21 protein-coding genes are annotated in these 26,021 nt (G+C 35.9%); 7 read left to right on the top strand and 14 right to left on the bottom strand.

All coding sequences use genetic code 11. The annotated features are described in order from the left end of the window. Window positions 1-51: 51 nt before the first annotated feature. Entirely contained in the window at window positions 52-1,848 is a 1,797-nt protein-coding gene (gene typA / locus BHE19_RS12775; RefSeq protein ID WP_017495214.1) for a translational GTPase TypA, read from the top strand. A 122-nt stretch (window positions 1,849-1,970) separates the two neighbouring features. Here typA and BHE19_RS12770 read toward each other — a convergent pair whose 3' ends face one another. Genes BHE19_RS12770 through BHE19_RS12760 form a run of 3 tightly spaced genes read right to left on the bottom strand, consistent with a single transcriptional unit; the run spans window position 1,971 to window position 6,092 of the window. After that, window positions 1,971-4,325: a T9SS type B sorting domain-containing protein gene (locus BHE19_RS12770; RefSeq protein ID WP_070907438.1), complete on the bottom strand. Its 2,355-nt coding sequence runs from the start codon at window positions 4,323-4,325 to the stop codon at window positions 1,971-1,973. 15 nt (window positions 4,326-4,340) lie between these two features. Next, a complete protein-coding gene (locus BHE19_RS12765) occupies window positions 4,341-5,177 on the bottom strand; it encodes an ABC transporter permease (RefSeq protein ID WP_070907437.1) in 837 nt (278 codons plus the stop codon). Between the two features lie 3 nt (window positions 5,178-5,180). Next, window positions 5,181-6,092 (bottom strand): ABC transporter ATP-binding protein, encoded by a 912-nt coding sequence (locus tag BHE19_RS12760; RefSeq protein WP_070907436.1) that lies wholly within the window; start codon window positions 6,090-6,092, stop codon window positions 5,181-5,183. Between the two features lie 110 nt (window positions 6,093-6,202). Here BHE19_RS12760 and BHE19_RS12755 point away from each other — a divergent pair, with 110 nt between their 5' ends. Next, window positions 6,203-7,255: a hypothetical protein gene (locus BHE19_RS12755; protein WP_017495218.1), complete on the top strand. Its 1,053-nt coding sequence runs from the start codon at window positions 6,203-6,205 to the stop codon at window positions 7,253-7,255. Window positions 7,256-7,323: 68 nt separating this feature from the next. Further along, the gene (locus BHE19_RS12750) at window positions 7,324-8,184 is read left to right on the top strand and encodes an SdiA-regulated domain-containing protein (RefSeq protein WP_070907435.1); all 861 of its coding nucleotides are present in this window, start codon (window positions 7,324-7,326) and stop codon (window positions 8,182-8,184) included. Window positions 8,185-8,425: 241 nt separating this feature from the next. On the opposite strand, the gene BHE19_RS12745 is transcribed toward BHE19_RS12750, so the two are convergent. Further along, window positions 8,426-12,109 (bottom strand): metallophosphoesterase, encoded by a 3,684-nt coding sequence (locus tag BHE19_RS12745; protein ID WP_449404122.1) that lies wholly within the window; start codon window positions 12,107-12,109, stop codon window positions 8,426-8,428. 77 nt (window positions 12,110-12,186) lie between these two features. Between BHE19_RS12745 and BHE19_RS12740 the strand changes: the two genes are divergently transcribed. Beyond that, window positions 12,187-13,365 carry a Pycsar system effector family protein gene (locus BHE19_RS12740; RefSeq protein WP_070907433.1) on the top strand — a complete coding sequence of 393 codons (1,179 nt, stop codon included), beginning with the start codon at window positions 12,187-12,189 and terminating at the stop codon, window positions 13,363-13,365. A 15-nt stretch (window positions 13,366-13,380) separates the two neighbouring features. Here the strand turns inward: BHE19_RS12740 and BHE19_RS12735 are convergent, their stop codons facing one another. Next, window positions 13,381-15,750, bottom strand: a complete 2,370-nt coding sequence (locus BHE19_RS12735) for a GAF domain-containing protein (protein ID WP_070907559.1) — start codon at window positions 15,748-15,750, stop codon at window positions 13,381-13,383. Between the two features lie 226 nt (window positions 15,751-15,976). Here BHE19_RS12735 and BHE19_RS12730 point away from each other — a divergent pair, with 226 nt between their 5' ends. Together BHE19_RS12730 and BHE19_RS12725 are read left to right on the top strand one after the other, a co-directional pair. Beyond that, a complete protein-coding gene (locus BHE19_RS12730; protein WP_070907432.1) occupies window positions 15,977-16,729 on the top strand; it encodes an SDR family oxidoreductase in 753 nt (250 codons plus the stop codon). Between the two features lie 73 nt (window positions 16,730-16,802). After that, window positions 16,803-17,384 (top strand): TetR/AcrR family transcriptional regulator, encoded by a 582-nt coding sequence (locus tag BHE19_RS12725; RefSeq protein WP_070907431.1) that lies wholly within the window; start codon window positions 16,803-16,805, stop codon window positions 17,382-17,384. A gap of 84 nt (window positions 17,385-17,468) precedes the next feature. Here the strand turns inward: BHE19_RS12725 and BHE19_RS12720 are convergent, their stop codons facing one another. The 9 genes from BHE19_RS12720 to BHE19_RS12680 form a co-directional block, all read right to left on the bottom strand. Next, window positions 17,469-18,527 carry a nucleoid-associated protein gene (locus tag BHE19_RS12720; RefSeq protein WP_017495225.1) on the bottom strand — a complete coding sequence of 353 codons (1,059 nt, stop codon included), beginning with the start codon at window positions 18,525-18,527 and terminating at the stop codon, window positions 17,469-17,471. Window positions 18,528-18,571: 44 nt separating this feature from the next. After that, window positions 18,572-18,931, bottom strand: coding sequence for a four helix bundle protein (locus BHE19_RS12715; RefSeq protein WP_070907430.1), 360 nt, complete (start codon window positions 18,929-18,931; stop codon window positions 18,572-18,574). A 94-nt stretch (window positions 18,932-19,025) separates the two neighbouring features. Next, window positions 19,026-19,565, bottom strand: coding sequence for an IS1096 element passenger TnpR family protein (locus tag BHE19_RS12710; RefSeq protein ID WP_017495227.1), 540 nt, complete (start codon window positions 19,563-19,565; stop codon window positions 19,026-19,028). Window positions 19,566-19,682: 117 nt separating this feature from the next. After that, window positions 19,683-20,285: an HPP family protein gene (locus BHE19_RS12705; protein WP_070907429.1), complete on the bottom strand. Its 603-nt coding sequence runs from the start codon at window positions 20,283-20,285 to the stop codon at window positions 19,683-19,685. Window positions 20,286-20,291: 6 nt separating this feature from the next. Next, complete coding sequence (locus BHE19_RS12700) at window positions 20,292-21,572, bottom strand: chloride channel protein (RefSeq protein ID WP_070907428.1); 1,281 nt, start codon at window positions 21,570-21,572, stop codon at window positions 20,292-20,294. Between the two features lie 137 nt (window positions 21,573-21,709). After that, entirely contained in the window at window positions 21,710-22,099 is a 390-nt protein-coding gene (gloA2, locus tag BHE19_RS12695) for an SMU1112c/YaeR family gloxylase I-like metalloprotein (RefSeq protein WP_070907427.1), read from the bottom strand. Window positions 22,100-22,106: 7 nt separating this feature from the next. Beyond that, entirely contained in the window at window positions 22,107-22,673 is a 567-nt protein-coding gene (locus tag BHE19_RS12690) for a sugar O-acetyltransferase (protein WP_070907426.1), read from the bottom strand. Between the two features lie 9 nt (window positions 22,674-22,682). Continuing rightward, the gene (locus tag BHE19_RS12685; RefSeq protein ID WP_070907425.1) at window positions 22,683-23,141 is read right to left on the bottom strand and encodes a YciI family protein; all 459 of its coding nucleotides are present in this window, start codon (window positions 23,139-23,141) and stop codon (window positions 22,683-22,685) included. Window positions 23,142-23,153: 12 nt separating this feature from the next. After that, window positions 23,154-23,612, bottom strand: a complete 459-nt coding sequence (locus tag BHE19_RS12680) for a DinB family protein (RefSeq protein WP_070907424.1) — start codon at window positions 23,610-23,612, stop codon at window positions 23,154-23,156. Between the two features lie 137 nt (window positions 23,613-23,749). Between BHE19_RS12680 and BHE19_RS12675 the strand changes: the two genes are divergently transcribed. Next, the gene (locus BHE19_RS12675) at window positions 23,750-25,909 is read left to right on the top strand and encodes a TonB-dependent receptor (RefSeq protein WP_070907423.1); all 2,160 of its coding nucleotides are present in this window, start codon (window positions 23,750-23,752) and stop codon (window positions 25,907-25,909) included. Window positions 25,910-26,021 lie beyond the last annotated feature (112 nt).

The following is a 26,021-nucleotide window of genomic DNA, read 5'->3' as shown; positions in this document are numbered from 1 at the left end:
CGTTTTTTATATCAAAATAAAGTGTACCTTTGCACCCATTAAAAATCACAGATGGAATCTATTAGAAACATTGCAATTATTGCCCACGTCGATCACGGTAAAACCACTTTGGTTGATAAAATTATGTATCACTGTCAATTATTTCGTGACAACGAAAACACAGGTGATTTAATTCTTGATAATAACGATTTAGAGCGTGAGAGAGGTATTACTATTACTTCAAAGAACGTATCAGTTCAATATAAAGGAACAAAAATCAATATTATTGACACTCCTGGCCACGCGGATTTTGGAGGTGAAGTAGAACGTGTATTGAACATGGCCGATGGTGTATGTTTGCTAGTGGATGCTTTTGAAGGCCCAATGCCACAAACTCGTTTCGTATTACAAAAAGCGATTGACTTAGGTCTTAAGCCTTGCGTAGTTATCAATAAAGTGGACAAAGAAAACTGTACTCCTGAAGAAGTTCATGAAAAAGTTTTTGACTTAATGTTTGAATTAGGTGCTGAAGAATGGCAGTTGGATTTCCCAACAGTTTATGGTTCTGCTAAAAACAACTGGATGTCTGACCACTGGGAAAACGTAACGGATAATGTTGAAGCATTATTGGATATGGTTGTTGATAATGTACCTGCTCCTAAAGTTTCAGAAGGAAATCCTCAAATGTTGATTACATCTTTAGATTTCTCTGCTTTTACAGGACGTATTGCTATCGGTCGTTTAGAAAGAGGTGTCTTAAAAGAAGGAATGCCAATTTCTTTGGTAAAAAGAGATGGTGCCGTAACAAAATCAAGAATTAAGGAATTACATACTTTTGAAGGTCTTGGACGTAAAAAAGTAACAGAAGTAATTGCAGGAGATATTTGTGCTATTGTTGGTGTTGAAGGTTTCGAAATTGGTGATACTATTTCTGATTTTGAAAATCCTGAAGGTTTAGCATCTATTGCTATTGATGAGCCAACAATGAGTATGTTGTTTACTATTAATGACTCTCCTTTCTTTGGTAAAGAAGGTAAATTTGTAACTTCTCGCCATATTAGAGAAAGATTGACAAAAGAATTAGAGAAAAACTTAGCAATGAAGTTAGGTGAAACTGATTCTGCTGATAAATTCATGGTTTTTGGTCGTGGAGTACTTCACTTATCTGTTCTTATTGAAACAATGAGAAGAGAAGGGTATGAGTTGCAAATTGGTCAGCCACAAGTTATCATCAAAGAAATTGATGGTCAAAAATGTGAGCCAATTGAGGAATTGACAATCGATTTGCCAGAGAATCTTTCAGGTAGAGCGGTAGAGTTTGTTACCATGCGTAAAGGTGAAATGTTGAGTATGGAAACTAAAGGGGAACGTATGATCGTTAAATTTAATATTCCATCACGTGGAATTATTGGATTACGTAACCAATTACTTACTGCAACAGCTGGTGAGGCTATTATGGCACACCGTTTCATTGGATATGAGCCTTATAAAGGAGAAATTGCCGGACGTAACAAAGGTTCGTTAATTTCTATGGAAAAAGGAAAAGCTATTCCTTATTCTATTGATAAATTACAAGATCGTGGTAAGTTTTTTGTTGAACCAAATGCCGAAATTTACGAAGGTCAGGTAATTGGAGAAAACTCTCGTAGTGATGATATGTGTGTTAACGTAACGAAAGAGAAAAAACAATCTAACGTTCGTTCTTCCGGAGCAGATGATAAAGCGAGAATTATTCCTCCAATCATTTTCTCTTTAGAGGAAGCATTAGAGTACATTCAAAAAGATGAATATGTAGAGGTTACTCCAAAATCTATTCGTTTGAGAAAGATCTATTTGACAGAAACTGATAGAAAAAGATTTAAATTCTAAGGAGTTTAAAATTCAATATAAAAAGCCAAATTCCAATCAGTGGAATTTGGCTTTTTTTTTGTCTTGGAATTTTCGGGCAGGAATTTCTTTAAAGATTTCCGGAATAAGAAAGTGTAAAGTTTTTATCTTTTTAAGCTGAAGTGACCTTTTATGACTCTGCCATTAACAAATTGAAGGTTGAACCAATAGTCATCTGCTGGCAATTGTTGGTTATTAAATTGGCCGTTCCAGCCCAGTGTATTTTGATCCATTTGTTTGAGTAATTTTCCATAACGATCAAAAATGAATATTTTGTAAACCGGAAGCTGATCGGAGTTTTTAATTAGCCATAAATCATTATAACCGTCTCCGTTTGGAGTAAAGAATCTTGGGTAGTCTGCAATGTAAACCTGATATTGGTTTGATGGTCCGCAGCCGTTTTTGTCTCTTGCGATAGCATTGTAAACTCCGGGTTTGACATTAGTGAATAATGGGGCATCCTGAAAAACACTTCCATCCAATGAAAATTCATAATTACCTACCCCTGTGTATTGAATTAAGACCGAGTTCTCATCGCCAGAGAAATCTTTTATATCTGCACCGCTTATAATTGCAGATTCAGACAGTATTACTTTAAATTTTTTGGTTTTTTCGCAGCCGTTAATGTCTTTTACAAGTACGGAATAATCACCGGCTGTGTTTACTGTAATGGAATTTGATGCCGCTCCGGTATTCCATGAATAGCTGGCGAAACCAGTGGCGACATCCAGGGTAATCTGCTCCCCTTTACACAAGTATTTTGATTCGTCTTGAAAATTGGGAGGATCAAAAGTGTTTACGACCAGTGTTATGGGAAGAATGTCGTAACAATCAGAGCCATTTACGGCTTTAGCATAAATGGTTTGGGTAAAAGCGGTAGTGTTTTTAAAGATATTAGGTAGTGTATTTGTAGCTGCCAGAGCATCATTTGCATTTAAAAAGTAACTGAAAGTGATGCTCGCAGGTAAACCTGTCGAAAGTTGAGAGGATACTTGTGCATTAAGGTCAAATTGATAAAATCCGTCTTGTTTGTCATCTCCGTCACAAGTTGCAAATGGATTTTGTGGGGCAATTGTGGTGTTGGAAATTTGCAACGTTACTTCTGCGATTTTACTACAGCCATATTGGTTTTCAAGTCGGACGTAAATGACTTGATTTGGGGATTTATTACTATACTTTTCAGGAGTTGAGATTGGATTCGTTTTAGTTTGAGCATCAGCTAGTGATTCGTAGTATCCTTTGTTCAGCGTTTCGGCAACATTGTTTTTCACAATATTAGCGATCTTTGTCAAGTCAAAAACCGATATTCCGTCGGTATCATCGTCACATTGTACTAATGAAGTATTGGTGGACAGAATCTCAGGAGCAAACTCAATTTTAATTTTTCCGGTGGCCACACAAGTTGTTCCTATTAGTGTGGCTTCAACCTTATAATTGCCAAATGTTGTAACAGTATAGGCAGAACCAGTTTCTGCCGGAGAAATTTCTACATAGTTATCGGTGGTAGTTTCTTTAAACCATTTAAAAGTATAAAGATTGCTGTCCAGACGTGTATCTAAGACAATACTTTCTCCAAAACAGGCCGGGTTTTTATCGGCAATTGTTTTGTTGGTTCCAAGATTTATTCTAGAGATAAAACTACCGGCTTCTATAAAAACAGCAGAGTTGAATTGCCCTGTCGGATCATCAGCAATTACCAGTTTTAAGTGGTATTTTTTGTTGGGAATTACATCTGTATGAGCATTCATAACTACAGTTTGCCCCGCGTAATTTATGGGGCTATTAATGGTATTGTAGCCATTGAAAAAATTTTCATTTAAAGGGTCACATCCCGGATAGTTGGTACCATTGACAAAAGCGGGCTCAATTTTGGTATGAACTGTTGTAGAAGCAACCGGTGTTGTCGTATTGGGTAAGACGGCTAAATTTTTATAAGGGTCGCTAGTGCCTGCTTCTTTTATTAAAAAAGCAAAACCATCAGAATAGATGCACGGATAGTAGGTTTGATACTCGTTTGAAGCAAAAATATAATTAAAGCTGATGGAGTTGGCTAAAGCGATAAAATCAAATTCCAGAACAGTTGCCTGTTTACTCGAGTTATTGTTTAAGGCCTGATTTAAGTCCGAGTCACCCAGCCACTTATCGTTAGTAACGCCTATAGAGTTTGATCGTATAAATGGACCTGAAGCATTTGTACTTGGTGATGTACTTAAAACAATACCTCCTGAAAAGGGAAAGCTACCTCCGCCCGAATTAAAATAAGCATAACTATTACCCGTGTTAGCAGGATTTCCAGTTGCATTAACACTAGTAACATTGATACAAGCGCTGTTAATTAAAATATTTTTTGCTAAATCTTCAGGAGTTCTGGTATCGTCTATACTAATATTTTGTGCGTTTACTTTTAAAGAGAGCAAACACACAAAATAGACTAGTGATAAGATTTTAAAATAGTTCATAGTATTACAAATATACTACAAATCTCTCTTTTTTAATAGCTTGTATGAGAAGTAAACAAATAAGAATGTCCAGATCAGAACGATTAAAATCGAAGTATAATGTACGCCATAATCTTTGGTATTTTCTACCCCAATTTGTGTACCTATTGAACGAATTACGGATAATCTTGAAAAAGGCTCAATGATTAGATTTGACATGGCTTCCAGCGGGAAAAAATTCATGATCGTTTGCCCCACTGAACTTTCAGGAAAAATCTTAAAGATTAAAACTCCTTTCATAATTCCTTCTATTATGCTCCATACCAAAAGAAAACCTAATGCAAAGGCGGATCGTTTTACTAAAATTCCCAAAAACAAACAGAATGCAAAGAAGCCAATGAGTTTTACGAAAAAAGCAAGAAGATAGTCTAAATCCATCAGAATAACATCAAATTCGGTATAGGATGAAAAGCATAGTCCAAGAATTACACTCATTACGAATACGAAAATGGTAGAGGCTAATGCAAACAGTACGACTGTGAGGAATTTGGACAGCACAAATTCTTTTTTGCTTAAGCCGTCAATCAGGTTTTGTTTCAAAGTTCCGTAACTGTATTCATTGGCCATCATAGAAACAATAACGATTGCAAGGAAAAGTTTAAGTAAGGCTGCTACATAAGTATTGAAATGCCAAATGAAAGGGAAGTTGAAAATACCCATTTCTGCCAAATGGAATTTAAAAGGACCTATGTCAAATTTGATGGAAGCCATTAAAGCGATGAACGAAAGGAGTATGAAATAAGTCAAAGTGAGGATGCGACTGGCTTTGTTTTTCCAGATTTTTTGTAGTTCTATAGAAATTAGTCTGTTCATGGTTTAGTTGTTTTGGATAATGGCGTTCTTGGTTAATTCTAAAAATTGCGCTTCTAAACTGTTTTTGCGTTTTACCAGATGGCTCAAAGCGATATTTTTAGAAAACAGAAAATGATTGAGTTCAGAAGCGGATAAATCAGAGTGGAGATAGACGAGGATTTTGCCGTCTTCTTCGGTGATTTTTTCAACTGCCGGATGTGTTTCCAGTATGGTTTTCAACGCCAGATTATCATCAGACTGAAGTTCAAAGAAACCTTCATTGGCTGACATTCCGTCGACTGTTCCGGAGTATAAAATTTCTCCTTTTCGCAAAACAACGACATGCGAACATACTTTTTCTACTTCGTCTAAAAGATGAGAGGCCAGTAAAATAGTGGTTCCTTGTGACGCAATCTTTCGGATAATGTCTCTGATCTGATGAATTCCCTGTGGATCTAGACCATTTGTTGGTTCGTCTAAAATTAAAATTTCCGGATCATTTAAGAGTGCCGAAGCAATGGCAAGACGCTGTTTCATTCCCAAAGAAAAGGTGCTGAACTTGCTGTCTTTTCTCTCGGATAGCCCAACTAAATCAAGCTTTTCACTAATTTTAGAATAATTGATGCTTTTTATTTTGCAAACCAGTTTCAGGTTTTCTTCGGCAGTCATGTACGGGTAAAAGTTTGGTCTTTCGATGATGGCGCCTACTTTTTTTAGTGCTTCATGTGTTTGTACCTTTCCTCCAAACCAGGTATAATTTCCCGAAGTTCTGTTTACAACATTCAGGACAATTCCTAAAGTGGTCGATTTACCGCTTCCGTTAGGGCCTAATATGCCATAAACGTGGCCTTTTTGTATTTCAAAAGATACATTTTTTAAGGCCTGAATACGCCCGTATCTTTTGTGAAGATTCTCGATAGTAAGTATGGTTTCCAAATTTATTTCGGTTTTAGTTTTATGTAAGACGATTCAACTTTTATTTTGTTACGCTAAATTTATTTATATGATGCTATTCATTTAAATTTGTAATAAAGATATTCAAAAATATGAGCGAACCTTTAATGGTTTTGAAAAAACCGTCTTATCCTTTAATGCCGTCTCTTCTTAGTTATTTAGAGCGATACGAACGTATTTCGAAAGTATCGGTGTTCTATGATGATCTATTGCGATTTTCAGGCTCGGTTAATGTTTATGATAAAAATGAAACGGATACTTTATGGATCAGAGTGTATTACAGCGAGTTTGAGAGAAATGAGATCGATCTGAATCTGAAAAAAATCTATTCCCTTTTACATTCTGATGGAAATAACGAGATCATTCAGTATTTGAATATTGATGCAATTGATTACTGTACTTTTGGAAATTCTAAACCCTTCCGCATAAAAGTTCGTAATATTCTCAATGATAATTATGTTCATTTTTATATTAAAAAAGCAGATGCTTCAAGAATTTACGGATTAGAGCTGGAGGATATTCTTTCACCGGATAAAATCAATTTTTTGGTTTTTAAGGATACTTTAATTGAAGAGCATATTATCGGGATCCCGGGCGATGTTTTTATGGATACTTTATTAGATAGTTGTACGGAAATGGAAAAGTCGCAAATTGCAAAAGAATTTGTGAAGTTCAACGAACGTTGTATGATTAGGCTTTTGGGTGATATGCGTGCTTATAATTATGTGATTGTTCCCATTCATGACTTCGATCAGGTAGTTTATAAAATCCGTCCAATTGATTTTGACCAGCAATGTTATGAAGGGAACTTTAAAGTGTATCGTCCGCAGTTTTTCAAAGAAAATTATCCGATGATTAAATTGATTAAAGAAAAACTGGAGGACCGGTCCATTATTCAGTACAAGGATGAGGAAAGAGCGATTTTGGCGAAACGTATCCATTCTGCCGAAACCAGAATAAAAAAACTGCTGAACATCATGTGTCACGATACGATTTCGACAGAAGAGCATCTGAATCAACTAAAAATGGAATTGTACCGTTATACCAATGATATGAAGTTCAAGAATGCTAAATCTATGGGACATATTATGTTTGCTGCTTTTGAATTTATTACACGCAATTTTAAAAATACAAACCTACTTTAAGTACTGCATTCAATAAAAATCTTTGGCGGTTAGCAGGTTTTAGTTAGGTTAAATTAAAAGAAGATATTATGAAAAAGTTTTTTTTACTCGGGGCTTCTATAGCCTTATTGGCTTGTCAGCAACAATCCAATCCAAATTTAAAAACGTTATACGCACTTCCGAAGAAGCTAAAAGAAGTTTCGGGAATTACTTATTTTCCTGAAACGAATTTAATTTATGCGATAGAAGACAGTGGCAATAAAAATGAAATTTATGCCATAAAATCAGATGGAAAGATTGCCAGATCGATTGTTGTTTCAAATGCGACTAATGTAGATTGGGAAGATATTACCAGAGATAAAAGCGGGAATGTTTATATAGGAGATTTTGGAAATAACGACAACGAGCGTAAAGATTTGTGTATTTATAAAGTCAATAAGAATCAGTTGAATAAAGATTCAGCAGTGGCAGAGTATAAGGTTTCGTTTTCCTACCCGGAACAAACGGAATTTCCTCCGAAGAAAAAAGAGATGTTCTATGATGTCGAAGGCTTTTTTGAACACGGGAATTATTTTTATCTGTTTACCAAAAACCGTAGTAAGAATTTCGATGGAACGGCTTTTATTTATAAGATTTTAAATGCTCCGGGAACTCAGAAAGCGATTAAAATAGGGGAGTTTAAAACTTGTGATAATTACAATCATTGTGTTTTAACAAGTGCAACCATTAGCCCTGATGGTAAAAAAGTAGCTTTGCTGAGTCATGATAAAATCGTTTTGTTTAAAGGGTATAAAAATGATTTGTTTCATAAAGGATCGCAAACGGAAATTAAATTGGATCACTTTTCGCAAAAAGAAGCTGTCGTTTTTAAAGACAACACCACTTTGTTGATTGCCGATGAAAAGGCAAATAAAACAGGTGGAAATGTGTATGAGTTTAAGCTAAAATAAAAAGGGACTAAGGTACTGAGGTGCTGAGGCTCTAAGGTTTTTTTTTGCCACGAATTCGCGAATTTTAGTTTACTGTATCATTTTTGAATACTGAGAAAGAAAGCTTAGGATCTTAGAATCTCAGTAACTCAGTACCTTTAAAATAAAAAGTTTGCCACGAATTCACGAATTTTAAATTACAAAATCATTCGTGAATTCGTGGCAAAAAAAACTTAGAACCTTAGCATCTCAGAACCTCTAGTTAAAAACTATAAGCCGCTCCAAAAATGACTCTTCCGGTTTCGTCAGGTGATTTGAAATAAGTGATTCTTGCCGTTAGGACATTGATTGCGTTCAGCCAAAGTCCGCCGCCATAATCCTGATGCCATTTTCGGGAATTTTCACCGTCAAGCCAGATTCTTCCATAGTCAAAACCACCCAGAATCCCGTAGGTTAAAGGAGCAATTGTTTTTTGGATTTTACCAATACTAAGACGTAAATCTGTACTTTGAGAAAAATAAGAACTTCCCAGAAAGCGTTCGTTTCGATAACCGCGTAAGTCTGTATCGCCTCCTAAAGCCGCACCCTGATAAAATTCGTAATTGTTATTTAGGATCGCTTTTCCTTTTAAAAGTGTAGCTAAAACCAGCTTTCCATTAGAATCAATTTTATGGGTAAATCCTAAAAGGCTTTCAAGAGTCGGGAAGTTTTGCTTGGTTTCATTTAGATTGGCTAACCACGCTGCCGAGATCATGAAAGTAACCCCCAAAGTAGGTTTTGCCGCAAAGTCGGAGTTTTTGAAATGGTACTTGATTTTCGCACCACCAAAGGTCTGACTTTGAAAAATTTCCGGATTAATGATGTTTGGAATATCAATAAATCGGTTTTTAGTTTCTTCTACTCTCATTTGTTGAAACATGGGCTGGATGCTAAACTCGCTTCCATATCGTCCAACATGTCTGATGGCTGCTGAAACATTAAACTTCTGAATGCGAACGCGGTTGTAATCCATTCCGAATTGCTCTGTATTATTGACCGTTTCATTCCCATATCCGAAATAATTCACCGTAAAATTTGGAGTTGTATATTGCGATTCAACATCGATAACCCACTTGCCAAGCAAGCCCGGAAAATGTGCTGCATAATTCAATTCGAAACCTTCCGTCGCGAAATAATAAAAACCGTTTAACACATGCTTTTGTGTGTAAGGGTTTTGTTTGAAATTGTTTACGGTATAATTTAGATTAAAACCGAGCTTTACACCATCGTCAGGATTGTAACCCATATTCGGAAGCCCTGAAATCACATTATACTTTGGCTTTTCGTAATTGTAAAGGTTAACATCGTAGTCATCTGTTAGTTGAGTTCCGGTTTTTGAATCCAGATTATAGGTGTTTTGTTTTGATTTAAAATCATAAACGATCACTCTTTTTCCGTTCCCAATGTTATACGTATCATTATTTTGTCCGCCAATTAACCGAATTTTTATTTTCGATTTTTCATTGCCGGTTACCTGGAAAGTATCATTATCATCTAAGCCGTAAATCCATAAGTTGGAAGTTTTAGCATCGGTAACGGTTTTAGTGTATATCAATTCGTCGCCCTCTTTTTTAACCCTGAAAACCTGAATTTCGAGTGTTTTTTTGGCGCTATGGCGAATTACAAACTTGTCTTTTTTATCTGTTCCGGCGATCATTACGGTATGGCTCAAAACATCAAAGTATTCAGAAGCATATTTTTGAAGTTCTTTCTTTCGGCTTTTTAACTTCTGTTGTATGTCTTTAATAGTCTCGTCCTGAACTTCTTTTGGCAGACTTTTAAAAGCATTGTCAATGTCAGCATCGGTTAAGTTTTCCTGAATGTATTTTGCCTGAGCAATCCAGTCTTTTTCTCCGGCAGTTCTTAAAAAGGCTATATCAAGCGGGTAAGGTTCTCTGTTAAGCCATTTTACATTGTCGATTTTGTCTTTAAAAGTACGCATGTGGCGCAGTGCAGGAATGTTCATCAACAGCGAAAGCAAAGTCCCGTCATATTTTGAAAAGGCCTGATCGCGATCTCTGGGAATAGGTTTGTAAATGACCTTTCCCTCTTTTTTATACTCTCCCCAACGCCATTGGTCGTCATGTCGGTCCCAATCGCCAATAAGCATGTCAAACAAACGGGCTTTTATGTATTCGTTTTCGTCAACGGTATATTTTTCATCTTTATGAAGGTTTTTCATCATGTCAGATGTGCTGATAATATTGGTTGGATTTCCAAAATTCTTACCTTCCAGATGATTGTCGGCAGGTCTTTCTTCAACCATATACAATTCATCTCCAAAATTCGAATTGAATTCTTTTAAAGTATTTTGTTTCGGAATGTAATATAAGATCGGGTTGCTGTGTGCCAGCCCTATTCTATCGGCCAGATTACCCACTGCAAAGGGAGTATAGGGATGTGAAGTAGTATAAAAGTCTAATAAGAAATTCTCTGCATAGGTATTTTCAAAATCATTAACAATGTACTGATCTTTAAAAGCTACAGATTGTAAAAATTGTGTAGCGCTTTTTTTCATAGCACGCATCACATACTCTCGGCCTTTAGGATCCGATACTCTTAAAGATTTAGACTGATGTCCGCCACCTTCACGAATAGGTTTCAAACCTCCCATTAAAGTGTCTAAAGTTGCGGTTTTAGCCTCAATGGGTAAGCTGTAATATTTTCTATAGTGGTTTCCGAAAAGAAACTTATGAAACAGACTTTTCTGCGTCATTTTTTGAGAATAGATAGAAGTCGTAATTTTAGGAGGGAAATTATTCGGAACATCAGCAGCCCAGTTGATTTCTTTAGCCTTTATGATTTCCTGCTCAAAAAGTAGCTTTTCGTGGTTGTTTTCATTTCCGAAGAAAGAAACTTTAGCATCTCCGCTTTTGAATAAAGTCAAGGTAGCATAACCGTTTCCTCCATAAGAGAAATCATTTGAGTTAATAGCTCTTGCAGCTTCAGATTTTGATCCCGCACCGCTAATAATCTGCTTAATATTTTCCTTGTTTACATACTGCAGATTATGATCGTGGCCGGAAACTACAATCACATTTTTTTGTTTTTGCAGCAGCGTTTTAATGCGCTTGGCGTAAGCAGTATATTGTTTGTTTTGAATGTCTTGCGGACTGGCACCTGTGGTTTTTCGCAGTAAATTAATAAAGGAACCAATTACCGGAAGCGGAATTTTTTGTTCCAGAGGGAACAGTTGCTTTTCTAACGAATATTGACCGCCATGCGATCCGTTGCTCATGAGGGGATGATGTATGGCAAGAATGACCGTTTTCTCCTGATTTTTATTAAGAACACTTTCCAGTTCGTCAAAGAAATCTTCTCTGGTTTTAATATCACAATTGTCATTTATAGTAGGGTGGTTGTTCCAGTCTTCCAGAAACCATTCACTGTCAATCGTTACTAAAGCAGTTGTACTGTCTATTTTAACAGCTTCTATGGCACAACTTTTTCGGGGTAAAAAGGCTTTTTTATCGTTTAAATATTTAGTAACAAATTCAGCCTGAAGTTCAAGGCCTTTGATACCATTGTACCAATCGTGGTTTCCGGGAATGACAATTGTTTTTCCTTTAAATCCTTCGGTAAGTTTTAATTGATTGGTCAGTTTCGTTTCGGCCAAAGCCTTTTCCGGCCCCTCATTATGGGCAGGAAAACCTTTTGGATAGATATTATCTCCTAAAAAAAGTAAGGTCGATTTTTTACTCGCTTTTTTTAGCTTTTGATGCAGTAATTCAAGAGTTTGCTGTGCTTTTTCTTCGTCGGCGTTTCCGGCATCACCCACTAAATAAAAAGTGTGTGCAATTTTTATGGTATCTGTTGCGTTTTCCGTTTCGTTAGCACTGACATTTTTACCATATTGTGCTTTATGAGTCGCACAGGAATAGGGGAGCAGCAAGACAGCTATTGCCAAAGAACAGGTTTTAATTTTCGCAATAAAATGATTATCCAAAAACAATTTCATAATTTAGTGGTGTAAAAATATTCTTTATGAATTTAATAGAACAATCCGAAGATTTTGTTAGTAATTTACTCAAAGATAAACTTTCTAATTTATATTCTTATCATAATTTCAACCATACTTTAACGGTCGTAAATGCTGTAAAAGAGCTTTGCAAAAAGGAAGATGTTACGGCTGAGCAGAAGGAAGCACTTTTAGTGGCAGCCTGGTTTCATGATACCGGATATATTAATGGTTATGAGAATCACGAACAGGAGAGCGTTAAAATTGCTACGGCTTTTTTGAAGGAAAAAGGACTGTCGGATGAATTCATAACACAGGTTTCCGGTTTGATTCTGGCTACCGTAAAAGAGTATATTCCTAAAACACATTTGGAGAAAATAATTAAGGATGCCGATTTTGCTCACCTTATGGGTACTGAGTATGCAACGACCTGTGAATTATTGCGAATTGAATTAAAGAATACCTGGAATTTAAACTTTTCAAATGCCGAATGGGCAAAAGAAAACCTAAATTTTCTAATGAACAAGCACCGCTTTTACACGGATTATGCGCTTAGAAAATGGCAGCCTTTAAAAGAGAAAAATCTGTTAATGGTGCAGAAAAAGATTGAAAAGCAGGAAAAGAAAGAGGCCGAAAAAATCGAAGAAGAGAATAGAAAGAGAGATAAAATTGAAAAACCGGATCGTGGTATCGACACATTGTTTCGTGTTACCTTAGGAAATCATACGCGTTTAAGTGGGATTGCCGATAGTAAAGCAAATATTTTATTGTCTGTAAATGCTATTATCATTTCGATTGCACTTTCTACGATTATCCCTAAATTAGACAGTCCGAAGAATGCGCATTTGGTTGTCCCCACTTTTATTATGCTGATTTCAAGTGTAGTGACTATTATTTTTGCCATTTTATCTACACGACCAAAAGTAACAACCGGCGTTTTTACACGTGAGGATATCGAAGCCAAGAAAATTAATTTATTATTCTTTGGAAATTTCTACAAAATGCCTCTTGAAGAATATGACTGGGCGATGAACGAAATGATGAAAGACAAGGATTACCTGTATTCAACCATGATAAAAGATTTATATTATTTAGGATTGGTGTTACAGCGTAAATATAATTTACTGCGTATTGCTTACAATCTTTTTATGATCGGTATCATTGTTACCGTAATCTCTTTTGTAATTGCATTCAAATCCATATAAAAGCTCAACTAAAAATTAGTTGAGCTCATCTAATAAATCCTGGTAGGTAATTTTTTTCGCTGCGGGATTTGTATTGTTGTTGATTACTTTAACACGAATGGCTCTCAGACCCGAAACTCCCTGGAGGTCTTCAACTTCAAATTGTTCGATAGAAGGCTCGAGAATTTTTTTGTGCTGCAGGTATTTGATGTATTTCAAATATTCAGCTTCCTCGCTGTTTTGAGAATACACAATTGTAATTTTCTCTTTCTCCGTAATACGGTCTTGTGTGCCTTTGATGTTCGATTTGTCGATGCGTTTTTTCACCACTTCATATCTGGCATTGTAGGTTCCGTCAACATCAAAGCGTTTTTCATCCATTCTGAAACGGATCGAAAGCGGCGAAGTAAACACTAAAATTAAAGAAGTCACATCCAGTTCGTACGGGAGTGATTCTTTAAGCTGATGATGTTCAAGTTCCATTTCGCACAAGGTTTGTAACTGCCACAAACGCAGGTTGTGCAGATACATCATATCAAAGGGTTGATTTGGCGCAATAGAAGACCCAATATAGAGGTTATGCTCAACACCATCTGTTTTAAACCGTTCGTAATAGTGCGGATAAATCTGTTGTGCTTCGAGTTGTTTTTTGTCCAGCACCGAGGCTAGTTTTTTGTTGATAATAGACATCGCATTATCAAACTTCTTTCGCTCCTGATAAAACAAACCGCTTTTTGCATCAAGACTCTCAAAGTACTCCCGTTCCAGTTTTTCACTTTTTTCGGTTTCTTTCGTATTTTTTAAAAGAGGATGAATTTCTTCTTCAATATAACGCTGAATATATTGCTCTGTATCTGCTTTTAAAGGAGCGTCAAGCTCATCCCGAAAAGATTCCAGTTCAAATTTACGCTGTTCCAAAAGGACCAGATTGTGGTTTGAATTCTGAGATTCGAAAATTTTCAATAAGGCAGTCAATTGATTTTTAAGGTCGATCTTAACCGTTTCATTTCGATGTTCGGAAGAACCTTTGATATCAATTTGTCCATAAAGCGGATATACGTTCTTAAATACAATTTCCTTAAAAATATAATCCTTAGTGTGATTGATGTTTTGGAAATAGTTTTGTGATTCTTTTTTGAACTTCCAGTACACACTTGGGTGAATGGTGGTGTACTCGCGCTGAATAATGGCTTCAATCTGATGCTGCATATCTGTATTGTAGCGATCAATCGTATCAGTTAAATAGGGCAGTACCAGTTCCAGTTTGGTAGCATTAATAGTATTGAGTGCTTTTATTTCCGATGAAACCAATTCTACTACACCCAGTAATTGACCATCTTTTATAACCGGAGCAAAAATGCAGCTTTGAATTCCCTGTTTTAATAAATGTTCTCCCAGTTTTTTATTGGAAGATTCTTCAATGAATTTTTTTACATTAGAAACCACCAAAGGTTCTTTATTGTTTAATAATTTTTCGAAAGTACATCCAAAAAAAGCATTCTTACAATCAATTTCCTGATCTTTTGAAAGTAGAAAACTTTGCATCTGAGTTTCAAATTTAACAGGTCTTATAAATTTCTCTTCCTCCGGATTATAAACAATAAATCCCACTTTTAAATCGGGAATTTTAAAGATCGATTTAAAAATATTGAATACAATTTCATCTGTTGCAGCCGTTTTTGAATCGGGTTTGAGTAAGTTGCTTTTTAAATTTGAAATGGCACTTTCTGTGGTCGCATCAAACAAAGAAACGATTCCAAATCCTTTCAGAATCCAGCTTCCCTTTGGGAATTTTGATTTCCAAAGTTCGAGATCATTGTAGTTGTCCAGGAGCAGATCGATGTCTTCCTGGGTTAAAGAGATTGATTTTTCTGTTGGGATGACTTCCATGAAATCGGCATTATACAGAATTCGATAATGTTTTTCTATTCCATTTTCATCCGGAATATCATAGAAAAATGGGTTGTTAAAATCGATACGCTGCTTGTAATAGGCCCCTAAAATGATACAGCAGTTGTTGACATAAAACTGATGATCGTCAAAATCACGAATTTCCATGTCAAACTCAGATCCGGCATTACTCAGAATCTTCTTAAAACGTTCGGTATAATTGAATGATAAATTTTGAAAAGGTATGGTAACCGCTTTTATTTCGTTATTCGTTAACGCAGTTGGGAAGATATCAGCCAACAGGTTTTTGATTAAAGCTTCATTGTCCTTAATGGTGGCGTAGTCTTTAATTCCGGTTCGAAGTTCCGGAAGGGCCTCTATTTGATTTAAAATGGCTTTTGCGTAGTTAGCCCTGTAATCAACATCTGACAAAGCAATTTTTTCGAAAGATTCGATAAGCTTGTGAAAGGAGATGATCGTTTCGAAAGGACTTTCGTTGTATAAATGAATATCCATCTGAATTGGTTTAGACTGTAAATTTAAGCATAAATTAAGAATTTTTAGCATTTCATTATTTCTTTCCTTTATGATAGCATAGAGCAAAAGCTTGTCAACAGCAGGGGTAAAAAGCAATCTTTTTTGTTTAACAAAATATTAACGTAATTAATAACGGAACGATCGTTCCGTTATAATATCTTTGTATCAAAATAATCAAATAATCAGTAATTTAAAAACAAGTAAAATGAAAAAATTAGAGAATAAAGTTGCCATAGTAACAGGTGGAAATAGTGGAATAGGGTATGCAGCTGCAGCGGATTTGGCAGCAAATGGTGCAAAAGTAATTGTGACGGGAAGAAATAAAGAAGCCTTAGCAAAAGCAGAAGCTGAATTGAAAGTAACCGGAATTGCATCGGACCAATCCGATTTAAAATCAATTGACCGTTTAGTTGCCGAAGTAAAAGACAAATTTGGTAAAATTGATATACTGTTTTTAAATGCCGGAATCGCTTCTTTTGCTCCCTTGGAATCTGCTTCAGAAGGTCATTACGATTCGATTATGGATGTGAACGTTAAGGGAGTTTATTTTACACTTCAAAAGTTGTTGCCTATTTTAAATGACGGAGGTTCTGTTGTTTTTAATACCTCTATAAATGCCAATGTTGGTATGGAAAATTCAGGAGTTTATGCGGCAAGTAAAGCAGCTCTGTTATCTTTAAACCGAGTTTTTGCAACAGAACTGGCACCCAGAAATATCAGAATTAATGCAATTTCACCGGGACCTATTGAAACGCCTATTTTTGGAAAATTAGGATTAGAAAAAGCAGAAATCGAGGGATTTGGTGCAGCGTTAAGCGATAAAATTTTATTGAAACGTTTTGGTAAAGCTTCAGAGATTGCTAAGACAGTAACTTTTCTTGCCTCAGACGATGCTTCGTTTATTACAGGAACGGAAATTGTGGTAGACGGTGGGCTTACCGTAAACACGGTGGTTTAATTTTTTGCTCTAATTACGGAACAATCGTTCCGTAATTTTTCGTATCTTTGTAAGAGAATTTAATTATGAAGTTATGGCCAGAACAAAAGAATTTGATGAGGATAAGGCTCTGGATAAAGCGATAGAAATTTTTTGGTGTAAAGGATATAACGGTACTTCGGCACAAGATCTGGTAACGCATTTGGGGTTAAGCCGTTCGAGTTTGTATGATACTTTTGGAGACAAACAGAAACTTTTTTCAAAAGCTTTAAGAAGGTATCTGGAACACGGGCAGGAAGCCACGAGAAACCTTTTGAATCAATCAGAAGATATAAAAGAAACCTTAACCGAGATTTTTAAACAGGCGGTTATTGAAAGTCTGGATGACCGAATGACAAAGGGGTGTTTTGTTGTAAATGCTGCCGTTGAACTCGCAATGCATGACGAAGAGATTGCTAAAATTGTGAGCGATAATCGGCAAACAGTGGAGGAGATTTTTTTGACAGCCGTAAAAAAAGGACAGCAGGCAGGACAAATTTCAATGCAATTAGAAGCAAGAATGCTGGCTCGTTTTATCTTTAATAATTATACCGGAATCAGGGTGTTGGCTCGCTCCGGAGAGAACGATAAGAAGGTTTACGATGATATTCTGAAAGCGATGTTTTCAGTACTGTAACTTTGGAATGAAGCATAAAAAACGGCAATTACTAGTGTAGTTGCCGTTTTTTGCTTTAAGTAAGTAATAGAAAATGAATGACTCTTAGCTTTTCTCTTCTTTATTGAAATACACTAAGTAGTAATACATTTGTTTTTCTTCATCCCAGCCTTTTTCAACAAATTTTTCAGCACTTTCCGGATTGATAAAATCCATTTTGATCTGAATGTGTGTGTCCAGATTGATCACATTTTTGATCGATTTTCTGGCGTCTGAAACTGCAGCGTTGGCAATTGGGAATGAGGTTACATCTTCGATGCTGTATTTTTCTCCTTTATCTACTTTGTAGTTTTTGAATTCAGGAATTAATTCAGGATTGTCTAATACCTCGTTTAAGAAATTTTGTTCTTCAAACTGATCGTTTTTTGCGAAATAATTCACAGATCGGTTCATGAACATTACTTCTTCTTTTTTGTCTTCTGCTGGTAAAACGACATCTTTGGCGAAGTTCTGACAGAATTTTAAGTATTTTTTAGTGATGAAGTTTTCATCCTCAAAAGCATCAACAGATAAAAAGTGCTCTAACCAGTAACGTGCGTCATAACGGTTGCTGTCAACGGTCAGGATTTTGTATCCTTCTTCTTTTTTATAGTTAAAAATCAAACACCCTTTATCTAATTTACTTAAGTTGATTCCTTGTTGCAGGATCATTTCAAGATTACTTTCTTTCTCTTCAAATTGTAAAAAGTCGGCTTGCAACTCGCTTTTAAAGATTCCAATAGCATCTACAACATTATTGTCGATACTTAGATTGGTCAGGTACGTGATATAAACCTCTCCGTTTTTAATGTGCGGGTGATTGGATTGTTCGAATAGGTGCGTAGTAATTTTTTTTGAAACCTCGTGCAAGTTGCCAGGGTTGCTAAAAATTTCTGTCGCATATTTAAACATGTCGTTGTAGTCTAAATCAACTTCGTGCGCAAACTGATAATAGTTTTCCTCTTTCTCTCTGAAAGGCTTAAAAAAGTACTCTTTGATCAAAGGAACAATTTCATCATTTAAATTAAATGGTTGTTCTGATAAAAAAATCGCTTCGTTTCTGCTTTTGTTCCCTACGCGGTGTATCGCAAGCGTATCGATGTGGGTGTTGAATAAGTTGATCATATTTTGAGTTGCTGAGATTCTAAGTTTCTAAGATTCTAAGTTTTTCAATTATTGTCTTTTAATTTTTTAATTAACGACGCTAACATTCTTTCAATCTCTCGACTGTCCTCGTATAAAAGGTTAAATTCTTCTTCGTTTATGTAAATTATATTTTTTGCAATTTCAAGCTGAGTCTGCATTTCAAATAGAGAACCTAGAGAAATAAATAAAAACCGCAAAAATTCTTTAGTACTTTCTCTACCTGATCCTTCTGCAATATTGCTGGGGATAGAGATGGAACTCCGACGTATTTGCGAAGTTAATCCAAACATTTCTTCTTTTGGAAACCTATTTGTTATTTTGTAAATTTTGGTAACTAAGGAAATTGATTTTTGCCAAACTAAAATTTTTCTAAAATGACTCATTATCTTGCTTTTAAAATAAATTCTAAAAGTAAGAAAAATGCCTCAAATATAAAAGCTTAGTATCTTAGCATCTAAGGAGCTTAGTACTTACTAACTAATTCCAATTCTCCTCAAATCCGTAATCTTCAAAGCTGTCATCGCCTTCGAACATGTCAAGATCATCTTCATCAAGATCGTCTTCAAATTCTCCGTAGATATCGTCGTGCATGTCGGCTTCAAAGTTCTTTTCTGTAGCTTCGTCCGGCATTTCTCCATGTGAGAATAATGTTTCAGGATATGGAGCTCCTGCGATTTGATCTTCAATAGCAGCTAATTCAACTAAGAATGTCCACATATTGATGAAATCATATACATAGATAATTTTGGTATTTTGTTCGTCTAAAATAGAAGATAACGGATAATCGCCCATCGTTCTTTGCTCACCGGGAACGTCACCAGTATCAAAAAGTGGAATCTCATCTTCCTGATTCCAGGTTTCATCACAGGTATAAAACGAAGCCACTTCCATTCCGTCAAAACCAAAAGCGTTGAAGATAGCATTGTGTAAATCTTCAAGAGTATCGTCTTCAAGAATAGCAATGTCTCTAAAAATATCTTCTTCGGCGTCTAGAATTACTCTAAATTTATAAACCATAATCGTTGTTTTTATTGAAAGGTCAAAGGTAAAGTATAATTAACGATTTACGAATTTTGATTTACGAATTGTTGAAAAGATTTTTCTTTATCGACCGAGAAAGATTGGCAACTCTTATTATCCCTTTCTACTCAGACGTTTTCTAATCTTATGGTAGTGTTTGTGGTAGGTGCTGTGACTTGGATAACTTCTGCTGGAAGTCATGTTGTTGAAAATTAAAGCGGTGACAAATAAAATCAACACTCCAACTAATACAGGAGACAGCACATACATATACCCCAGATTTTTTATTTGCGGGGAAGCGGTGACCGCAATAAGCGCAGTGGCTCCTCCGGGTGGGTGAAGTGTCTTGGTAATCTGCATGAAAATAATAGAAAGTGATACGGCCAAAGGTGCGGCGATCCAGACAATATCCGGAACTAATTTATTTACGGAAACCCCAATAATTGCTGAAATCAAATGACCACCAATTAAATTTCGGGGTTGTGAAAACGGACTTTGAATAATCCCGTAAATTAAAACACTTGAAGCACCAAATGAACCAATAAGATAAACAAGGTCACTTCCTCCAAAATGTATCGACTCCAGATAAGCCAGAATTCCAATTCCGACAAAAGATCCCAAAAACGACCAAAAATGCTCTTTGTAGTCAATTAAGGTTTCTTTGTAAAGAATGTAACGTGTTTTGCGGTAACCTCTTTTTATGTTGGGAACGGGCATGATGTATTATTTTGAAATGCTGGGAGAATAAGAATATACGGTATACGGATAAATCATTTTTGCGGTATATTTAGAAATGAGGCAAACTACGAGAATAGGCAAAAATAAAGTATAATCGTTTGTTAAGCCACAGACTAAGAATATTGCTGTAAAAGGGGCATGGATGCTGGCACTCAATACAGCTGCCATACCAATAATCATAAAGTTTACCGGAATTACGTGTACATGAAAAAAGGTATTCAATACAGATGCCAATAGTAATCCTAAAAAAGCACCAATGAACAAGCTTGGAGCAAATACACCGCCATCACCTCCGGAAGCCAGTGTTATAGAGGTTACAATTGGTTTAAGAATCAATACACCAATCAATGTCAGCGATAAAGTTATGGTTAACGGAATTTCAGAAGTAGTGCTGAATATTCCTTTTATAGCGTGATATCCTTCTCCATACAATTGAGGAAAAATAAAAAGAGAAATACTTAAAACTACTGAACCAATTAAGATTTTATAATAATGCGTATCGATTCGTGAGAATTGAGATTTAAAAAATAAAACACAACGGGTCAGATAAACGGAATTTACTCCGGCCAGAATTCCTAAAAGGATGAAGTAAGGAATGGCTTTTAAATGCCAGGTGGTAATAGAGACGGCAAATAGCGGCTCTTCTTTTAAGATAGTAAGTAAACCAAAAGCAATGGAAACGGCGATAATATTGGAAATAATAAAAGCACGGGTTACTTTTCTGGAGATTACTTCTAAAGCAAATAAAATTCCCGCAATCGGACTGCTGAATAAAGCGGTTACTCCCGCTGCAACTCCTGCACATATTAGTTCGGTCTTGTATTTACGAAATACATTTTTTTTTTGTTGTGCAACAGAACCAATGGTGGCGGTAGCCACTACGGTTGAAACCTCAATTCCGGTAGACCCTCCAAAGATTACCGTCAGTAATCCGTTGATAAAATGGGACGGAATTTTATAAGAAGGCAAGTTTTTGGAAGAGGATTTGGTGCTTTCGAAAACTTCTTTAATACCCTTGTTTTCTTTTTTCTTAAAGAGATATTGTCTGAGAAAGTAAATAACGGACAATCCAAAAACGGGGAAGATGATATAAAAAACAGGATTTACGGAGACTTCATGAAAGAAAATTTCTTCGTAATATTCGGTAATTTTTTTGAGTGAGATTCCTAAAAAGGCAGAAAGAAAGCCTATTAATACGGAAACAATAACTAATTTTTTGAAGACAATAAATTGATGATTTTTTTTGATTTTCGCCGTTTTGTTCATCAGAGATCGATTTTGAAATCGCAATTTTTTATGCGGATTACAAAATTAGTTAATCAAATTCGGTTTTTAATACAAATCGCTCCTTATATTGTGTTAAAGTTATCAGTGAAAGAAAATACTTTCTGTTCGTTTTGATCTTATCTTTCATAAAATTCAATAGGCAATTCGTCAGGATCGGCAATAAAGGTGAATCGTTTTTCAGTGAATTCATCGATTCGGATAGGTTCTGATTCGATGTTTTTAGTGTTTAAAAAAGCGATGGTTTCCTCTAAGTTAATGACTTCAAAAGCCAAATGACGCAAGCCGACAGCTTCGGGTCTTGAAGGCCTTTTTGGCGGATTAGGAAATGAAAACAATTCGACGACATAAATACCATTCAGAGCTAAATCAAGTTTGTAGGATTGACGCTCCTCACGATAGACTTCTCTAATAATAGTCAGTCCCAGAACTTCGGTATAGAAAGTTTTAGACTTTTGATAATCCGAGCATAAAATGGCAATATGGTGAACTTTATTTAAGGTAAGCATTGATTTTTTATTGGGGTTCCTGATTTAATTTTCGTATAATTTTTGCCGGATTTCCAACGGCTAGTGAGTTGTCCGGAATGTCTTTGGTCACTACTGATCCGGCACCAATCACACAGCCTTTTCCGATGGTGATACCAGGGCAGATTACTGTATTTCCACCAATCCAGCAATCGTCTCCGATAGAAATGGGTAAGGCATTTTCGAGTGTTTTTCTGAGTTCAGCGTCAAGCGGATGGGTGGCGGTATAAATTTGAACGTTTGGCGCAAAGAACACATTTGATCCAATATTTACCGGAGCACAGTCCAGAACAACACAGTTTACATTAAAATAAACGTTGTCGCCACATGAAATATTGTAACCATAGTCACAATGAAAAGGAGGTTCTATATAAAAACTCTTGCCTGCATTCGGAATTAATTCTGCTAAAATTTCTTTGGCTTTTTTGGTCGTTCGATATTCGGTGACGTTTAAGCGGTGCAGTAAGTTTTTGGCTTTTCGGCGTTCTTTTACTAAAACAGGGTCACCTGCCAGATAATATTCTCCGGCAACCATTTTTTCCTTTTCGGTTTTCATAAAGTGTTTTTATATTTTTTTCTTGGCAATTTTATCGTGTATTTTCAAAGTTTCCTGCAAAGCTGCTGTGGCGTACCAAGGGGTTAATTCGGCTTCAAGCAAATTAGCTTTTATGGCAGGATCTGTTGCTACCAATGCTTTTGCTTCCTCTATGGTTTCAACATTAAAAATATAGATGCCTCGATAATTTCGGTCGTTTTTCATAAAAGGACCAGCCACAACCAGTTTTCCTTCTTTGGCTAATTTTCCAATATTCGCCATATGACCTTCAAACAGTTTCTTGCTTTCTTCTTTGGATGCGGTGGTGTTGCTTCCGGATTTTAAAAGACAGAAGACATATTTTTTCATTCCATATTCGTCGGCATTCAGAGATTTAGCCAATTTTTCATCAAATTTAGTTTCTGATTCCTGAGCGAATCCAATAGCGATTACAAACAATAAAGCGAAAATTGAAAGCAATTTTTTCATAGCAGACTTATTTTAAAGAAGTTTTTTCAAGATAACAATTTGTCCTAAATGATACACATCATGCTGAATAATTCCGTGAAGATGTTCATAATAAGTATGACCATTATTTACATAAATTTTAGCCAAATCGGCATCATCAAAATCCTGAAAGAAAGTATTCCAGGCTTCCTGTGATTTTGCCAGACTTTGAAGCGATTGCTCCCAAGCCGCTTCTGATGGGTCTAAAACAGGCACAAAATAGTTGTGATCCGGCGTTATTACGGCCTCTCCCTGCATACGGTTTAGAATGTTTCTCCTCCATTGGATCAAATGGTTGGTAATTTCCCAAATGGTATTTAAGTTAGGATTTATTTTCCGGTAGGCCTGTGCGGCAGTTACGTTTTCTAAAGTTTTGGTTAAGTTAACTTCCAGCCATGGATCTCCATTATAAATGGATTGATACAGATTTGAAATTCTTTTGCTTTCTGACATAAGTGAAGATTTTAGAATTCATAGCTAAGATACAAATTAGATATTTACAACTCATCCTTAAAATTCTACAATTGGGTTATTTAATATTTTTTAACAGGAAATGTTAAAATACATTTGCTCTATCAAAAACCAAAATCATGAAAACCAAAATTACTTTTATTTTATTATTCTTTACCATTTTTACTTTTGCCCAGAATACGATTTCTGGAAAAGTTGTTGATCAAAAAGGAAAGCCGGTTCAGGGCGCTAATATTTACATAGACGGAACTTATGACGGAGCGACAAGTGCTGAAAACGGTAGTTTTTCATTTGAAACCAGTGAAAAAGGAAATAAATTTTTAGTAGTGAGTTTTTTGCTTTTCGAAACATTCAAACAGGAAATAGATGTTGCCAATTATAAAGATCAAACGGTAAAACTGAGAGAAAATGTAAATGCACTTGATGCCGTTGTTATTACCGCGGGAACACTAGAATCAGGGGATAAAGCAAGAGTTTCAGTTTTAAAACCTCTGGATATTGTGACTACCGCCGGATCAGCGGGAAACATTATTGCAGCTTTGCAAACTTTACCGGGAACACAAAGCGTTGGCGAAGACGGACGTTTATTTGTTCGTGGAGGTGAGGCAAGTGAAACACAAACTTTTGTAGACGGACTTCGTGTAGCACAGCCTTATGGCGCAACGACTAATAATTTGCCAACCCGAAGCCGATTCTCTCCATTTTTGTTTAGCGGAATTGCGTTTTCAACCGGAGGATATTCCGCAGAATATGGGGAAGCTTTATCAAGCGTTTTGTTGCTAAACACTCAGGATGAACCGGATCAGAATAAAACGGATATTGCTTTAATGACTGTAGGTTTGGGAGTTGGGAATACTCAAAAATGGAAAAAAAGCTCGTTCAGTATCAATACCAATTATATTAATCTGGCACCTTACCAGGCTGTAATTCCGCAAAACGTAGATTGGAATAATCCGTATCAATCTCTGGGTGGTGAGGCCGTATATCGCTATAATTTTGAAAGAGGAATTTTTAAATTCTATGCTGCTTTTGATGCAGAGAAATTCGATTTGAATCAGAAAAATGTCAATTTCGCTAATCCTATCCGAACGGATCTGGACAATAATAACTTTTATCTGAATGCATCGTATAAGGGAGATTTCGGAACAGGCTGGCAACTCACATCAGGAGTTAGTTACGGGTACAGCAAAAACAAAATCAAATTTGATATTAATGATGTGGACAATAATGAAAATGCAGCACAGCTAAAATTAAAATTGAGAAAAAACATCTCGAATTATTTCAAGTTGTCATTTGGAGCCGATTATTTCATCACAAAGTTTAATGAAAATTATACCGACAATATCGCTGTAAAAACAGCAAATGGCTACGATTCTAATATTGCTGCTTTTTATACGGAAGGAGATATTCTATTCTCGAAAAAACTGGCTGCAAAAGTAGGTTTCAGACTTTCGAATAACAGTTTGCTAAACGAAACAAACATTGCCCCAAGAGCTTCTTTGGCTTATAAAATTTCGAAAACCAGTCAGTTTTCATTTGCTTACGGAGATTTTACACAGACACCGGTAGTCGATTATATTAAATACTCCAAATACCATCAGTTTGAAAGTGAAAAAGCGAGACATTATATCTTAAATTATCAGTTCACCAAACCGGGACAAACTTTTAGAGCAGAGGCTTACTATAAAGACTATAGCAATTTAGTACAATACAATACGAGAGATATTCAATACAATTCGGTTTTCAACAACAACGGTTCGGGCTATGCAAAAGGATTGGATTTGTTTTGGAGAGACAGCAATCTGCATAAAAACCTGGAATACTGGATTTCTTATTCTTATATCGATTCAGAGAGACAGTACAAGAATTTTCCAGCGATGGTAACTCCTGGTTTTGTGGCTCATCATACCCTGTCTGTCGTAACCAAATATTTTATTACCGATTGGAAATCTCAGATTGGTTTTACGAACAGTTTCAGTTCCGGACGTCCGTACAACGATCCAAATCAGACGCAGTTCATGAATGGAAGAACAAAAGCGTATAATAGTTTGAGCTTCAACTGGGCTTATTTATTAACCACTCAAAAAATCCTGTATTTCTCTGTTTCAAATGTATTGGGAACTCAAAATGTTTTTGGATATGATTACGCAAAAAATCCCGATACCAACGGAGTTTATAACAGACAAGCCATTATACCAACCGCCGATCGCTTTTTCTTCGTTGGTTTTTTCTGGACCATTAGTCAGAATAAAAACGAGAATCAGTTGAAGAATCTTTAAAGACGCTAAGTTGCTAAGGTTCTAAGGCGCTAAGGTTTCTTCTAAATGGCTCAGTGTCATAATAACTTAGTTCCTTAGCTTCTCAGAACCTTAGCACCTCAAAAAAAACAAT

The organism is Flavobacterium tructae, from assembly GCF_001853485.1.
In the GTDB taxonomy this organism is placed as follows: Bacteria; Bacteroidota; Bacteroidia; order Flavobacteriales; family Flavobacteriaceae; genus Flavobacterium; species Flavobacterium tructae.
This window is presented reverse-complemented; position numbering and strand designations above follow the sequence as displayed.

Bases quoted from the DNA above. Each gene is read 5' to 3' on its own strand.
- typA (WP_017495214.1), top strand. From the start codon at position 52: ATGGAATCTATTAGAAACATTGCAATTATTGCCCACGTCGATCACGGT.
- BHE19_RS12770 (WP_070907438.1), bottom strand. From the start codon at position 4,325: ATGAACTATTTTAAAATCTTATCACTAGTCTATTTTGTGTGTTTGCTC.
- BHE19_RS12765 (WP_070907437.1), bottom strand. From the start codon at position 5,177: ATGAACAGACTAATTTCTATAGAACTACAAAAAATCTGGAAAAACAAA.
- BHE19_RS12755 (WP_017495218.1), top strand. From the start codon at position 6,203: ATGAGCGAACCTTTAATGGTTTTGAAAAAACCGTCTTATCCTTTAATG.
- BHE19_RS12750 (WP_070907435.1), top strand. From the start codon at position 7,324: ATGAAAAAGTTTTTTTTACTCGGGGCTTCTATAGCCTTATTGGCTTGT.
- BHE19_RS12740 (WP_070907433.1), top strand. From the start codon at position 12,187: ATGAATTTAATAGAACAATCCGAAGATTTTGTTAGTAATTTACTCAAA.
- BHE19_RS12735 (WP_070907559.1), bottom strand. From the start codon at position 15,750: ATGGATATTCATTTATACAACGAAAGTCCTTTCGAAACGATCATCTCC.
- BHE19_RS12730 (WP_070907432.1), top strand. From the start codon at position 15,977: ATGAAAAAATTAGAGAATAAAGTTGCCATAGTAACAGGTGGAAATAGT.
- BHE19_RS12725 (WP_070907431.1), top strand. From the start codon at position 16,803: ATGGCCAGAACAAAAGAATTTGATGAGGATAAGGCTCTGGATAAAGCG.
- BHE19_RS12720 (WP_017495225.1), bottom strand. From the start codon at position 18,527: ATGATCAACTTATTCAACACCCACATCGATACGCTTGCGATACACCGC.
- BHE19_RS12715 (WP_070907430.1), bottom strand. From the start codon at position 18,931: ATGAGTCATTTTAGAAAAATTTTAGTTTGGCAAAAATCAATTTCCTTA.
- BHE19_RS12710 (WP_017495227.1), bottom strand. From the start codon at position 19,565: ATGGTTTATAAATTTAGAGTAATTCTAGACGCCGAAGAAGATATTTTT.
- BHE19_RS12705 (WP_070907429.1), bottom strand. From the start codon at position 20,285: ATGCCCGTTCCCAACATAAAAAGAGGTTACCGCAAAACACGTTACATT.
- BHE19_RS12700 (WP_070907428.1), bottom strand. From the start codon at position 21,572: ATGAACAAAACGGCGAAAATCAAAAAAAATCATCAATTTATTGTCTTC.
- gloA2 (WP_070907427.1), bottom strand. From the start codon at position 22,099: ATGCTTACCTTAAATAAAGTTCACCATATTGCCATTTTATGCTCGGAT.
- BHE19_RS12690 (WP_070907426.1), bottom strand. From the start codon at position 22,673: ATGAAAACCGAAAAGGAAAAAATGGTTGCCGGAGAATATTATCTGGCA.
- BHE19_RS12685 (WP_070907425.1), bottom strand. From the start codon at position 23,141: ATGAAAAAATTGCTTTCAATTTTCGCTTTATTGTTTGTAATCGCTATT.
- BHE19_RS12680 (WP_070907424.1), bottom strand. From the start codon at position 23,612: ATGTCAGAAAGCAAAAGAATTTCAAATCTGTATCAATCCATTTATAAT.
- BHE19_RS12675 (WP_070907423.1), top strand. From the start codon at position 23,750: ATGAAAACCAAAATTACTTTTATTTTATTATTCTTTACCATTTTTACT.